Below are 12,514 nucleotides of genomic sequence, written 5' to 3'. Positions count from 1 at the left end.
GCACACGAAGGCGACGGAGCCGCGAGGCAGCGGCTCCAGGAAGGGGCACAGATGCCTCACGCACCCACCGGAGGAACCGCGGCGGCCGACGCGCTGCACGGCCTCACGGTCCTGGCCGCCGAGGGCGGCGGCACGCAGACCGTCGACCCGTCCGGCCCGATCGGTCAGCTCATCGTCGCGGCGCTGCTCGGCATCGTCGTCATCATCGTGCTGATCACCTGGCTCAAGGTGCACCCGTTCGTCGCGCTGACGATCGGCGCGCTCGGGGTCGGGATCGGTGCGGGTCTGGCGCCCGACAAGACGGTCACGAGCTTCGGCACCGGCTTCGGCTCGACGATGACGAGCGTCGGCATCCTGGTGGGCCTCGGGTCGATGTTCGGTCGGATGCTCGTCGACTCCGGGGCCGCCGACCGCGTGGTCGACACCCTCGTCCGTCGCTCGTCGAAGGCCGCGCTGCCGTGGACGATGGCGCTCATCGGCGCGCTGATCGGCCTCCCGATGTTCTTCGAGGTCGGCCTGGTGCTCCTCATCCCGATCATCGTGCTGGTCGCGAAGCGCAGCGGTGTCCCGATCATGAAGATCGCGGTGCCCGCCCTGGTCGGCCTCTCCACCATGCACGCCTTCGTGCCGCCGCACCCCGGGCCGCTCGTCGCGGTCTCGACGGTCGGCGCGAACCTCGGCACGACGCTCGCGTTCGGCATCGTCCTGGCGATCCCGGTGATCGTGCTGGCCGGTCCCGTCTTCGCGCGCTTCGCGGCCCGCTGGGTCGACATCCCCGCACCGGACATGTTCGGCTCGCGCGGTTCCGGCACGTCCGGCAGCGGTGGCTCGGGGCCGTCGGACCCCGCGCACGCCGGCCGGGAGGCACGTCGCGGCCCCGCCACGAAGGACACCGCGTCCCTGCCGAACGGCAAGAGCGACTTCACCCGCGTCATCAGCGAACCGCGCAGCCCGTCGTTCGCCGTCGCGCTCGTCGGCATCCTGCTGCCGGTCGTGCTCATGCTCGCCCAGGCGGTCCGCGAGGCGGTCGCCCCCGACGCCGCGGGCGGCTGGGTGTCGCTGCTCGACTTCCTCGGTACCCCGATGATCGCCATCGGGATCGCTACCGTCTTCGCCATGGTCTTCTTCGCGATCGGCGGCGGCATGGACCGGAGCGCCGTGGCGAAGTCCCTCGAGGACGCGCTGCCCCCGGTCGCCGGCGTGCTGCTCATCGTCGGCGCGGGCGGTGGCTTCAAGCAGGTGCTCATCGACACCGGCATCGGCGGGGTGATCGCCGACGCGGTGCAGGAGTCCGGCATCTCGGTCCTGCTCGTCGCGTGGGTGGTGTCCGCCCTCGTCCGCGTCGCCACCGGTTCCGCCACCGTCGCGACCGTCACCGCGGCCGGCATCATGGCACCGATCGCAGCCGACCTGTCCACGCCGGAGACCTCGTTGCTCGTGCTGGCGATCGGCGCCGGGTCGGTGTTCCTCTCGCACGTCAACGACGCGGGCTTCTGGCTCGTCAAGGGCTACCTCGGCACCACGGTCGGGCAGACGTTCAAGACGTGGACGGTGCTCGAGTGCCTCATCTCCGTCATCGGTCTGGTCGGCGTGCTCATCGCGGGGGTGTTCTTCTGATGGCGGCGACCGACGACGCTCCGGTCGGCACCGACGGCACCGAGCCGCGCGTCCTCGTGGTGATGGGGGTCTCCGGCTCCGGCAAGTCGACGCTCGCCGCGACGGTCGCAGCGCGGCTCGGGTGGGAGTTCGCGGAGGGCGACGACATGCACCCGCCCGCCAACGTCGCGAAGATGGAGGAGGGCACCCCGCTCACGGACGAGCACCGCTGGCCGTGGCTCGGGACGATCGCGGAGTGGATCCGGTCGCACCTGGCCGACGACGCCCCCGGGGTCGTCACCTGCTCGGCGCTGAAGCGCTCCTACCGCGACGTGCTCCGGGCGCCCGGCGTGGTGTTCGTGCACGTCGCCGGCGACCCCGCCCTCGTCGAGCAGCGGATGTCCGCACGGGCCGGGCACTTCATGCCGACGTCGTTGCTCGCCTCGCAGCTCGCGACGCTCGAGCCGCCGCAGCCGGACGAGGCGCACCTGACCGTGTCGGCCGAGCGCTCGCCCGACGAGGAGAGCGCCGACGTCGTGGAGCGCCTGGGGCTCGCCACCGGCCGGTGACCGACGTCAGGTGAACCAGATCGCGGTCCCGACGGGCAGCTCGGCCAGCGTCTTCGTCATCGCCGCGGAGATCCGGACGCACCCGTGCGAGCTGCCGTTCGGGTCCGGGTAGTAGTGCAGGGCGGTGAGGGCCGCGTTGCCGCCGTACTGCGGGATGCGTGACGAGTGCGCCCCGGTCAGGATGATCGGGTTGCCCTGCGTGTAGGTCACGCGCGCATCGACGTAGGCGGCTTCGACGTACGTCGCGGTCGCGGTGGGTGTGGGGTCGTCCGGGGTCCCCAGGCGGGCGGGCTCCGACGCCGACACCGAGTCGTCCTGGTGCACGACGGACACCGTCGACGCGGCGACGTCCACGCGGACCATCCGGTCGACCGACGCGATCGAGAAGTCCGACGCACGCGCCCACGCGAAGGTGGCGCTCGGCGCGGTCGGGTCGCCGCCGTCGCCGGGCGTGCGGTTCCGGGCGGGGGTCGACACGAGGACCATGCCGCCGTCCTCCCCGTCCGACCGGCCCCAGACGGCGGTCGCTGCGGGCGTCTCGATCGTGGAGACCGTCGAGGCGAGTGTGGCGACGGGGCGCGCATCCGCCGAGGGGGCGGCGTAGAGCGCGACGAGGCGCTGCTTCGGGGTGGCGATCTGCCACTGGTTGTCCGGTCGGACGGTGCTGCCGTCGAGGAGTTCCGGGACGACCGCGTCGTGGAACGTCAGGGGGAGTGCCGCGAGCTCGGCGTCGGACGCGGCAGCCGGGATCGCGGGCAGCGTCGGCCTCGGTGTCGGCGTCGGGGTGGCCGTCCGGGTCGGCACCGACGTCGCCCGTGCGGCGGTCGTGGCCGCCGGTCCCGGCTGCTGCACGGCCGCGCCGATCCCCACCGCGGCCAGCGTCGCTGCCGCCACCGCGGCGATCGTGATGCCCCAGGTCCTGCGTCGCATGTGTCCCCTCCCGCACCCAGTTCACCAGATCGCGGCCGTGAGCGTGTCTCAGGAGACGCTCGACGGGTCCACCACGGGCCTCCCCGCCGTCCCGTCACACCTCGGTGACGCGACCCGCCTCGACCCGCCAGCGCCGGTCCAGTCGGACGGTGTCGAGCATCCGCCGGTCGTGCGTGACGAGCAGCAGGGTGCCGTCGTAGGACTCCAGGGCCTGCTCGAGCTGTTCGATCGCAGCCAGGTCGAGGTGGTTCGTCGGCTCGTCGAGCACGAGCACGTTCACACCGCGGGCCTGCAGCAGCGCGAGGCCGGCACGAGTCCGCTCACCGGGTGAGAGCGCAGCGGACGGGCGACCGACGTGCTCCGCCTTCAGCCCGAACTTGGCGAGCAGGGTCCGGACGTCGGCGGTGGTCATCTCGGGGACGAGCTCCTCGAACGCCGCGGCGAGGGGCTGCTCGCCCGTGAACGCCGCGCGGGCCTGGTCGACCTCGCCGATCGCGACGCTGGAGCCCAGCGACGCCGAACCGCTCGTCGGCGCCGTCCTGCCGAGCAGGGCGCGGAGCAGGGTCGACTTGCCGGCGCCGTTCGGGCCGGTGATGCCGATCCGGTCGCCACCGGAGACCTGCAGCGACACCGGCCCGAGGGTGAAGTCGCCCTGCTCGTAGACGGCGTCGGACAGCGTGGCGACGACGGCCGAGGACCGCGGGGCACTGCCGATGGTGAAGGCGAGCTGCCACTCCTTGCGGGGCTCCTCGACCTCGTCGAGCCGGGCGATGCGTGACTCCATCTGCCGGACCTTCTGCGCCTGCTTCTCGCTCGACTCGCTCGCCGCCCGGCGGCGGATCTTGTCGTTGTCGGGGTTCTTCTTCATCGCGTTCCGCACGCCCTGGCTCGACCACTCGCGCTGCGTCCGTGCGCGTGAGACCAGGTCGGCCTTCGTCGCGGCGTACTCGTCGTACGCGTCGCGCTTGTGCTGCCGGGCGATCTCGCGTTCCTCGAGGTACGCCTCGTAGCCGCCGCCGAACAGCCGGTGCGACGACTGCGCCAGGTCGAGCTCGAGCACGGCGGTCACCGATCGGGCGAGGAACTCGCGGTCGTGGCTGACCATGACGGCACCGCCGCGCAGCCCCCGGACGAACTGCTCGAGTCGGTCGAGCCCGTCCAGGTCGAGGTCGTTCGTCGGCTCGTCGAGCAGCACGACGTCGAAGCGGGAGAGCAGCAGGGCGGCCAGGCCGACCCGGGCGGTCTGTCCGCCGGACAGCGCGGTCATCAGCGAGTCCGGGCCGACGCCGGAGCCGTCCGGGGTCGCCTCCAGCCCGAGCTCGGCGAGCACGACGGGCAGCCGCTCCTCGAGGTCGGCGGCACCGGACGCCAGCCAGCGTTCCAGCGCGGTGGAGTACCGGTCGGCCGCCGCGTCGCCGCCGTCCGGGTCGCCCAGGGCCTCGGCAGCACGGTCCATGTCGGCCGTGGCGTCGGCGCAGCCCGTGCGCCGGGCGACGTACGCCGCGACCGACTCTCCGGTGATGCGCTCGTGCTCCTGGGGGAGCCAGCCGACGAAGGCGTCCGGCGGGTTCGTCGACACCGTCCCGGCGAGGGGCTCGTCGACGCCGGCGAGGAGGCGGAGGAGCGTGGACTTGCCCGCCCCGTTCACACCGACCAGGCCGATCACGTCACCCGGGGCGACGGTGAGGTCGAGGCCCTCGAAGAGCGTGCGGGCGGCGTACCCGCCGGCGAGGTCCTTGGCGACGAGCGTGGCGGTCATCCGGCAATCGTCCCACGGCCGGGACGGCGCTCAGGCCGGGCGCGTGAGCCCGAGGATGCACCCCTCGACCGCCGCAACGCGCACCGCGTCCGTCCCGTCGAACAGCACGCTCTGGCTGACCGCCCCGACGTGGGCTGCCACCACCGCACGCGTGTAGAGCGCCGGGTCGACGGTGGGGATCCGGCCGGCTCGTTCCAACGCTGCGACGAGGAGTGGCTGGAGCGTCGCGTGGAACCGGTCGGTGTGCGCGCGGAGCAGGGCGTTCACCTCGGGGTCGTGCCGGGCGCGCGTGGTGAGCACCGAGCGGATCGCGTACCAGCGGTCCTCGGGCGGCAGGCCGTGCACGACACCCTGCACGACCCCGTCGACCGTCGGGTGCCCGTCGAGTGCGGCGCCGAGCTCGTGTTCGAGCACGGCGAAGACGGCTTCGGCCTGCTGCTCGTAGACCGCGAAGAACAGCTCGTCGACCGTCCGGAAGTTCGAGTAGAACGCCCCGCGCGTGAACCCGGCGCGGGCGACGACCGCCTCGACGCTGACCGAGGTCGACCCGGTCTCCTGGAAGATCGCCTCCGCGGCCGCGATGAGCGTCGCCCGGGTGCTGCTCCGCCGGCGGACGGCGCGCGGTGCGGCTGGTTCGGTCACGGCTCCAGGCTAGGCCGAGTGCCGGTCGGCCAGGTAGTCGTGCACGGTGCGCACCGGGGCGAGGGTCAGGTCCGTCAGGATGTGCGAAGCGCGGACGACCTCGAGCACCGGCAGGTCCGCCATCGGCGCGAGGGCGTGTGCGAACAGCTGGAGTCGGGCGGGTCCGGTCCAGGCCTGCTCGACTTTCACGTCGGTGATCTCGGTGCGGACGAGGTCGGCCACCAGGTGGCGCTGGGTCCGAAGGTCCGGGACCAGCTTCACCATGAAGGTCGGCACGGTGATCTCCGCCAGGGCGGCGTCGTGGGCGAGCGGCTCCCACTCGTACGCCATGGTCGCGGTGGCCACCCGCTCGGTCCCGCGGTCGAGGGTGCCGACGAGCGCGCCCTGGTCGACGCGGAGCGCCGGCGTGCCGAGGACCTTCGGGTAGGCGCTCAGCTCGCGGCCGGCGAGGGTCGCGGCCGCATTGTCGAGGTACATCGCGTGCAGGTACTCGCCGCGTTCGCCCTCGTGCTCGACCTGGATCGCCTGCCCGGACTCGACGTACGGGCCGTACCCGTCGACCTCGCCCATCTTCATGACCTCGAACCGGACGAGCGGTTCGGTGACCTCGAGCGGCTCCGGGACCACGGCGCGCAGCGCGTCGGGGTCGGTGCGGTAGACGACGTTGAAGTACTCGCGGCCGGTGAACCGGGTCGGCCGGAGCGGGTAGACCGGCGCGGCGAGCGGGGTGGTCAGGTGCTGGAGGACGTCGTCGGCGCGCATGCGCATCTCCTTCGGAACTTGGATACGATCTGTATCGAATACGAACTGTACCGAACTCGACCGAGAGCAGGAACCCGTGCCCTACCAGCCGCCCCGCGACACCGCCGACCGCCCCGTGACCGTGATCGGCGGTGGCACCCTCGGACGCCGGATCGCCCTGATGTTCGCCAGCGGCGGTGCCGAGGTCCGGATCCACGACCTGTCCGAGGAGGTCCGTGCCGCCGCCGTCGCGTACGTCGAGGAGACCCTGCCCGGGATCGTGGCCGCGCGCGACGGCGCGACCGCGGGGACGGTCCGTGGCGAGGCGGACCTCGAGGCCGCGGTGGTCGACGCCTGGCTCGTCGTCGAGGCCGTGCCCGAGCGCCTGGACCTGAAGACCCCGCTGTTCGGACGGCTCGACGCACTGGTCGCCGCGGACACGATCCTCGCGACGAACTCGTCCTCGTACGCCAGCCGCCTGGTGATCGACGAGGTCGCGCACCCCGAGCGCGTCCTCAACGTGCACTTCTACATGCCGCCGCAGCAGAACGCCGTCGACCTGATGAGCGACGGCCAGACCGACCCCGCCGTGATCGACCTGCTGCTCGAGGCGCTGCCCCGCTACGGCGTCCACCCGTTCCTGGCCCGCCGCGAGTCGACCGGCTTCATCTTCAACCGCATCTGGGCGGCCATCAAGCGCGAGGCGCTCGCGGTCGTCGCCGACGGCGTCTCCACGCCCGAGGACGTCGACGCCATGTGGCAGGTGAACAGCGGCGCACCGGCCGGGCCCTTCCGGATGATGGACCAGGTCGGCCTCGACGTGGTCCTCGACATCGAGGAGCACTACGCGGCTGAGGACCCGCACCTGCCGGAGGGTCCGCGTCGCCTGCTGCGCGAGCACGTCGACGCCGGCCGTCTCGGCGTGAAGACCGGACAGGGCTTCTACCGCTACGACGACTGACGTCGTCCCCACCCGCCGGACGGGAGGCGCGGTGCCGGCCCGCACCGCGCCTCCCGTCCGGTGGGGCGTCCGTGCACCCGCTGCTGGCAGGATCGAGCCGTGTCGACGCTCATCGTGACCGCCCACCCGGACCCCGACTCGCTGACGCTCGCCGTCGCCCACCGCCTCGAGGCGGCGCTCGACGCCGCCGGCGCGGGCCCCGTCACGGTCGCCGACCTCGCCGCCGAGGGCTTCGACCCCCGGTTCACCGCCGCCGACCGGCACACCTACCGGACGGGGACCGACCCGGCGCCCGACGTCGCGGCCGAACAGGCGCGCCTCGACGGGATCGACCACCTCGTGCTCGTGTTCCCGGTGTGGTGGTGGTCGGTGCCCGCGCTGCTCAAGGGCTGGCTCGACCGGGTGTTCGTGAACGGGTGGGCCTTCGGCGTCGGCGAGGACGGGCGCATCGACCGTCGGCTCGGCCGACTGACGGTGCACCTGCTGCCGATCGCCGGGGACGACGCCGGGGTCTACGAGCGGCACGGGTACGAGCAGGCACTGCGGACGCAGCTCGAGCACGGCGTCGTGGACTTCTGCGGCGCGGCCCGCGGGGCGACGGCGTTCGTCCACGAGTCCGAGCACGAGGACCCCACCGTGCGCGAGCGGGCCGTCGCGGCCGCGGTCGGACGGGTCGTCGACGCGGTGCGGGGATGACCCTCGACGTCCGTGCCGTGGTGTTCGACCTCGACGGCACCCTGTTCGACCACGCGGGAGCAGCGGCGCGAGCCGTTGACGACCTCCTCGGCGCGCTCGGTGTCGCCGCGACCGACCGCCTGCGGGCCGCGTGGGCCGAGGCGGAGGAACGGCACTTCGAGCGGTGGCGACGCGGGGAGGTCGACTTCGCCGAGCAGCGTCGAGCTCGGCTCGTCGAGGTCCTGCCCCTCGCCGGGCTCCGGCCACCGCACGACCCGCACGAGCTCGACCTCCTGTTCGGCCGCTACCTCGCCGCGTACCGGGGCGCCTGGCGTCCGTTCCCCGGGAGTGCTCCGCTCCTGCGCGCGGTCCGCGACGCCGACCGGCCCGTCGGTGTCCTGACGAACGGGACCGAGGAGCAGCAGCGCGACAAGCTCGCCGCCACGGGGCTGTCGGACCTCGTCGACGTCGTGTGCACGTCGGAGCGGATCGGGGTGGCCAAGCCGGACCGACGCGCGTTCGAGCAGGTCGCCGACGAGCTCGGCGTGCCGGCCGCCGCGTGCCTGTTCGTCGGCGACGACCCGCAGCGTGACGTCGCCGGGGCACGTGCCGCGGGGATGCGCGCGGTCCTGGTCGACCCGGCCCGCGACGGCGACGCCGCGGTCCGGTCCTCCGTGCTGTCGGCCCTGCGCGGGGCGTCGGGCACCGGACGGCGGTGACCGCCCCTAGCGTGGCGAGGTGCGCCACCTCCTGCGACTCGACGACTGGACCACCGACGACACCGACGCGGTGTTCGCCCTCGCCCGCGCGTACGAGCAGGGCACCGGTCCGGTGCTGGACGGGGCTGCGGCGGTGTTCTTCCCGCCGACGAGCCTGCGCACGAGGGCGTCCTTCGAGCGGGGTGCGGCGCTCGCCGGACTCCAGCCGATCGTGTTCCCGCCGGAGTCGCTCGACAAGGACGAGGCGCACGACGACGTCGCCCGGTACCTCGCGGACTTCGTCGACGTGCTCGTCGTCCGGCACCGGGACCTGTCCGTCCTCGAGGCGCTCGCCGCTGCCGACGCGGTGCCCGTCGTGAACGCCATGACGAGCGTCAACCACCCGTGCGAGGTGCTCGCCGACCTGTGGGCACTCACCCGCGGGCGCGACGTCGGGTCGCTCCGGGTGCGGTTCGTCGGCGCCGACGGCAACATCGCGCGCGCCTGGGCCGAGGCGGCGCGACTGTTCGGCTTCGACCTGCTCCAGTGCTGCCCCGAGGGACTGGGAGCGCCCGACGTGGCGTGGACGGAGGACCTCGCCGGGGCGATGGCCGACGCGGACGTCGTCGTGACGGACGGACCCGGTCGCCACGCCGCCGCACTCGAGCCCTACCGGGTCACCGCGGACGTCCTGGCGCTCGCGCCCGACGGGGTGCGCTTCGCCCCGTGCCCGCCGTTCGTCCGTGGACGCGAGGTCAGCGCGGACGCGATCGCGAGCCCGGCCTTCGTGGGGCACGGGGCGAAGCGTGCGCTCCTGCCGGTGCAGCAGGCGGTCCTGGCGCACTGCCTCGCGGGCGCCTAGCCCTCGGGGACGGCCACGACGCGGTTCTGGTACGCCCAGACCACCGCCTGCAGGCGCGAGCGCACCCCGAGCTTCGGCAGCATCCGCGCCAGGTGCGACTTCACCGTGGAGACCTCGACGACGAGTGCCTCGGCGATCTCCTCGTTCGACATCCCCTGTGCGAGGAGCAGCAGCACGTCCCGCTCCCGCGCGGTCAGCAGCTCCGAGGCCCGGTCGCCCGTCACCGGCTGCAGGCTCCGCCGCGACACGAACTCCCGCAGCACCCGCCGCGTCAGGCTCTGGTCGATCGTGCCGTTCCCGGCGGCGACCTGCCGCACCGCACTGACGATGACGTCCGGCTCCGCGTCCTTGAGCAGGAACCCGGACGCCCCCGCCTCGAGCGCCCCGAACACCAGGTCGTCGAGGTCGAAGGTCGTCAGCACCAGCACCGGCACCGCCGGGTCCGCGTCAGGAGCGCAGAGCTCCCGCGCCACCTCGATGCCGTTCCGGACCGGCATCCGGATGTCGAGCACCGCCACGTCCGGCCGCGTGCTCCGTGCGAGCGTGAGGGCCTCGCCGCCGTCCGCCGCCACCCCGACCACCTCGACGTCCGGTTCGGCCGCCAGGAGCGCCGACACCCCCGCCCGGACGAGCGGCTGGTCGTCCGCCACCAGGACCCGGATCACCGGGTCACCTCGGGCGTCTCGCGTCCGAGTCGCAGCGTCACGACCCAGCCGCCGTCCGGTGTGGTCCCGGTCTGGAGGCGCGCCCCCACCAGGTCCGCCCGCTCACGCATCCCGCGCAGTCCGTTGCCGCCTGCTCCCGGACCCTCCGGGGTCGGCTCGCCCGGTCCAGCGGGAGCGTCCGCGCTCGGCGCGGACACCGCGGGTGCGGCGTTCTCGACGGTCAGCTCCAGGTGGTCGACTGCACGGTCGTCGAGCGTGACCGTGACGACGGCGCCGGGTGCGTGCAGGGCGGCGTTCGCCAGTGCCTCCTGCGCGGTGCGGTAGGCCGCGAGCTGCGCCAGGGGCCCGACGCCCTCGGCGACCTCGTGCGCACCGCGGAGGACCTCGAGCCGCACCTCCGACCGGTACCGGGCACGCTCGACCAGGTCCACGATGCCCGCGACGGTCTCGACGGCACGTTCCGCGGGGGCGTCGTCCCGCAGCAGGCCGACCAGGCGACGGAGGTCCTCGAGCACCGCGGTGCTCTGCTCCCGCACCTGACGGACGCCCTCGTGCGCCGCGGTCGGGTCGGTGTCGATCTGCCGGTCGATGACGGCCGACATGAGGGCGATCCCGGACAGGTGGTGGGCCGCGATGTCGTGCAGCTCCCGCGCCATGGCCGCGCGTTCGCGGGACACGGCTGCGTCGACCCGGGCGTCCTGCTCGCGGACCGCGGCGGAGGCCTCCGCGGTCCGGGCGGCGACCTCGGCGTCCCTCGCGGCCCGGACCTCGCGCCGGGACCGCACCACGAGCGCCACGACGAGCGGGAGCCCGACGGCCCCGATGGCCTGCGTGACGCCCTGGGGCAATGCTTCTCCGAGCGCGAGGAGGAACGGTCGACTCCGGTCGAGTCCGCTCAGGACGACCCAGTGCCAGGCGGTGCCGAGCGTCACGAGGACCGCGGCGGCGACGAGCGCCGGCCACAGCCGGACGAGCGGCGCCCGCACGGCGGCGAGGACGACGGCGACGACGACGGGAAGCGCCGTCAGGCCGAACAGGTCACTGCCGCCGGGAATGAGACCGGCCACCACCACCGGGACCGCGGCGCCGGCGACGAGCACCGCGCGCGGCACCCGGCGTGCGGCCAGCAGCGCCGCGGACTGCCCGAGGAGTCCCAGCAGCAGGACGATCCACGGCAGGCTCCCGACAGCCGGGGACGTGAGCGGTCGACCCAGCGTGTCCGGATCGGCTGCATCCAGCGGCGGCAGCCCGAGCAGCAGCGCGAGCGAGACGACGGCGGTGGCGACCGCGACCAGGACGTCGGTGCGGCGCAGGCGACGGTCGCCGTTGACCTCCCGCGCGGTGCGGGGGTCGGCGGCGACGCGAGCCGCACTCGCTTCAGCGGGTGCCATCGTTCGATCCTACGAGGCAGGCGGAGGTCGACGCGGGGAGGTGGTCCGAGCCTCCCGGCCGGCGGTCGTACCCGAGCCGGCCCCGGGTGGCGACCAGCAGGACGGCGGCGGCCACCGTCGAGACGATCGTGAGCCCGTGCATCATCGTGCCCGCGGTCATCCCCGGGTACATGTCCGCCCACAGGGTGGAGATGGTGTTGTTCACGCCGACGTGCAGCAGCAGTGCGATCGGCAGGCTCTCGCCGGTGCGGTTGAACACCCACGACATCACGACGTTGAACGTGATCGTGAAGAGCGCGAAGACGACCGGCTCCGACCAGTGCGCGTCCGGCCACCCGCCCCAGTCCGACAGGTACAGCGGCATGTGCCACAGCGCCCACAGCGGACCGAGCACCGCGGCGGCGCCGAGCGGTCCGAAGCGGTCCTGCAGTCGGGGGAGGGCGAAGTCGCGCCAGCCGGGCTCCTCCGACAGGCCGGTGGTGAACAGCTGCACCACGAGACCCGGCACGAGGGCGAGCAGGGCGAGGGCGGTCGGTGCCTGGACGTTCCCGCCGGAGAACGGCAGACCCGTCAGGACGATGAGCGCCGGGACGCCGACCAGTGCCAGTGCGTACCAGTACCAGGAGACCCGCCACCGCCAGAGCCGACCGACCCAGCGCCGCAGCCCCGGACGGCCGTCGGCGAGGGCGGTCACCACGAACGCACCGCCGAGCGGGCCGAGGAGCGCGCCGGGCAGGATCCCGGTGAACTGGGCCGTGCCGAGGAACTCCGGGAAGTGCAGGTCCCACACGCCCAGGCCGTGCGGGCTCAGGATGTAGGGCACCCACGCGAGCCAGCTGAGGCCGAGCGCCAGGGTGGCGAAGGAGGCGAGCGGGTGCCGGGACACCACACCCCGGACCCCCGTCGCACGGGGTGCAGCGGTGCCGGCTCCGGGCCGGACTTCGGTCGTGTTCGTCATGACACCGACGCTAGGGAGGACCGTTCGTCGGGACGACCGGCGGAGGGATGCACCACCGGGAGTTCCA

13 protein-coding genes are annotated in these 12,514 nt (G+C 73.6%); 6 read left to right on the top strand and 7 right to left on the bottom strand.

The genetic code is table 11. The features are described from left to right. Positions 1-51 precede the first annotated feature (51 nt). Complete coding sequence (locus tag ACH0A8_RS12800) at positions 52-1,617, top strand: SLC13 family permease (protein WP_311205501.1); 1,566 nt, start codon at positions 52-54, stop codon at positions 1,615-1,617. Continuing rightward, on the top strand, positions 1,617-2,165 hold the full coding sequence (locus ACH0A8_RS12795) for a gluconokinase (protein WP_406907318.1): 549 nt from the start codon (positions 1,617-1,619) through the stop codon (positions 2,163-2,165). Before ACH0A8_RS12800 ends, ACH0A8_RS12795 begins: the two co-directional genes overlap by 1 nt. Positions 2,166-2,171: 6 nt before the next feature. Here ACH0A8_RS12795 and ACH0A8_RS12790 read toward each other — a convergent pair whose 3' ends face one another. The 4 genes from ACH0A8_RS12790 to ACH0A8_RS12775 form a co-directional block, all read right to left on the bottom strand. Beyond that, positions 2,172-3,095 (bottom strand): L,D-transpeptidase, encoded by a 924-nt coding sequence (locus tag ACH0A8_RS12790; protein WP_406907317.1) that lies wholly within the window; start codon positions 3,093-3,095, stop codon positions 2,172-2,174. 94 nt (positions 3,096-3,189) lie between these two features. Continuing rightward, positions 3,190-4,854: an ABC-F family ATP-binding cassette domain-containing protein gene (locus ACH0A8_RS12785; protein ID WP_066654699.1), complete on the bottom strand. Its 1,665-nt coding sequence runs from the start codon at positions 4,852-4,854 to the stop codon at positions 3,190-3,192. A 30-nt stretch (positions 4,855-4,884) separates the two neighbouring features. After that, positions 4,885-5,496: a TetR/AcrR family transcriptional regulator gene (locus ACH0A8_RS12780; RefSeq protein ID WP_066654698.1), complete on the bottom strand. Its 612-nt coding sequence runs from the start codon at positions 5,494-5,496 to the stop codon at positions 4,885-4,887. A gap of 9 nt (positions 5,497-5,505) precedes the next feature. Continuing rightward, positions 5,506-6,258 carry an acetoacetate decarboxylase gene (locus tag ACH0A8_RS12775; protein WP_066654692.1) on the bottom strand — a complete coding sequence of 251 codons (753 nt, stop codon included), beginning with the start codon at positions 6,256-6,258 and terminating at the stop codon, positions 5,506-5,508. Positions 6,259-6,334: 76 nt separating this feature from the next. On the opposite strand from ACH0A8_RS12775, the gene ACH0A8_RS12770 reads away from it, so the two are divergent. The 4 genes from ACH0A8_RS12770 to ACH0A8_RS12755 all read left to right on the top strand — a co-directional run bounded on the left by ACH0A8_RS12770 (position 6,335) and on the right by ACH0A8_RS12755 (position 9,433). Beyond that, positions 6,335-7,198: a 3-hydroxyacyl-CoA dehydrogenase family protein gene (locus tag ACH0A8_RS12770; protein WP_251159727.1), complete on the top strand. Its 864-nt coding sequence runs from the start codon at positions 6,335-6,337 to the stop codon at positions 7,196-7,198. 99 nt (positions 7,199-7,297) lie between these two features. After that, on the top strand, positions 7,298-7,894 hold the full coding sequence (locus ACH0A8_RS12765; protein WP_251155076.1) for an NAD(P)H-dependent oxidoreductase: 597 nt from the start codon (positions 7,298-7,300) through the stop codon (positions 7,892-7,894). Next, the gene (locus tag ACH0A8_RS12760) at positions 7,891-8,592 is read left to right on the top strand and encodes an HAD family hydrolase (protein ID WP_406907316.1); all 702 of its coding nucleotides are present in this window, start codon (positions 7,891-7,893) and stop codon (positions 8,590-8,592) included. The genes ACH0A8_RS12765 and ACH0A8_RS12760 overlap by 4 nt, the downstream gene beginning before the upstream one ends. A gap of 19 nt (positions 8,593-8,611) precedes the next feature. After that, complete coding sequence (locus ACH0A8_RS12755) at positions 8,612-9,433, top strand: ornithine carbamoyltransferase (RefSeq protein WP_406907315.1); 822 nt, start codon at positions 8,612-8,614, stop codon at positions 9,431-9,433. Here ACH0A8_RS12755 and ACH0A8_RS12750 read toward each other — a convergent pair. Genes ACH0A8_RS12750 through ACH0A8_RS12740 form a run of 3 tightly spaced genes read right to left on the bottom strand, consistent with a single transcriptional unit; the run spans position 9,430 to position 12,447 of the window. Next, the gene (locus tag ACH0A8_RS12750) at positions 9,430-10,098 is read right to left on the bottom strand and encodes a response regulator (RefSeq protein WP_406907314.1); all 669 of its coding nucleotides are present in this window, start codon (positions 10,096-10,098) and stop codon (positions 9,430-9,432) included. The genes ACH0A8_RS12755 and ACH0A8_RS12750 overlap by 4 nt on opposite strands. Continuing rightward, entirely contained in the window at positions 10,095-11,489 is a 1,395-nt protein-coding gene (locus ACH0A8_RS12745; RefSeq protein ID WP_406907313.1) for a sensor histidine kinase, read from the bottom strand. The genes ACH0A8_RS12750 and ACH0A8_RS12745 overlap by 4 nt, the downstream gene beginning before the upstream one ends. Next, complete coding sequence (locus tag ACH0A8_RS12740; protein WP_251159730.1) at positions 11,476-12,447, bottom strand: CPBP family intramembrane glutamic endopeptidase; 972 nt, start codon at positions 12,445-12,447, stop codon at positions 11,476-11,478. The genes ACH0A8_RS12745 and ACH0A8_RS12740 overlap by 14 nt, the downstream gene beginning before the upstream one ends. Positions 12,448-12,514: the final 67 nt, after the last annotated feature.

This window comes from Curtobacterium sp. 179-B 9B NHS (assembly GCF_045370965.1).
GTDB lineage: Bacteria > Actinomycetota > Actinomycetes > Actinomycetales > Microbacteriaceae > Curtobacterium.
This window is presented reverse-complemented; position numbering and strand designations above follow the sequence as displayed.

What these genes read in the sequence shown, in the direction of transcription:
- ACH0A8_RS12745 (WP_406907313.1), bottom strand. Translation starts at nt 11,489, where the DNA reads ATGGCACCCGCTGAAGCGAGTGCGGCTCGCGTCGCCGCCGACCCCCGC.
- ACH0A8_RS12740 (WP_251159730.1), bottom strand. Translation starts at nt 12,447, where the DNA reads ATGACGAACACGACCGAAGTCCGGCCCGGAGCCGGCACCGCTGCACCC.
- ACH0A8_RS12760 (WP_406907316.1), top strand. Translation starts at nt 7,891, where the DNA reads ATGACCCTCGACGTCCGTGCCGTGGTGTTCGACCTCGACGGCACCCTG.
- ACH0A8_RS12785 (WP_066654699.1), bottom strand. Translation starts at nt 4,854, where the DNA reads ATGACCGCCACGCTCGTCGCCAAGGACCTCGCCGGCGGGTACGCCGCC.
- ACH0A8_RS12790 (WP_406907317.1), bottom strand. Translation starts at nt 3,095, where the DNA reads ATGCGACGCAGGACCTGGGGCATCACGATCGCCGCGGTGGCGGCAGCG.
- ACH0A8_RS12800 (WP_311205501.1), top strand. Translation starts at nt 52, where the DNA reads ATGCCTCACGCACCCACCGGAGGAACCGCGGCGGCCGACGCGCTGCAC.
- ACH0A8_RS12795 (WP_406907318.1), top strand. Translation starts at nt 1,617, where the DNA reads ATGGCGGCGACCGACGACGCTCCGGTCGGCACCGACGGCACCGAGCCG.
- ACH0A8_RS12775 (WP_066654692.1), bottom strand. Translation starts at nt 6,258, where the DNA reads ATGCGCGCCGACGACGTCCTCCAGCACCTGACCACCCCGCTCGCCGCG.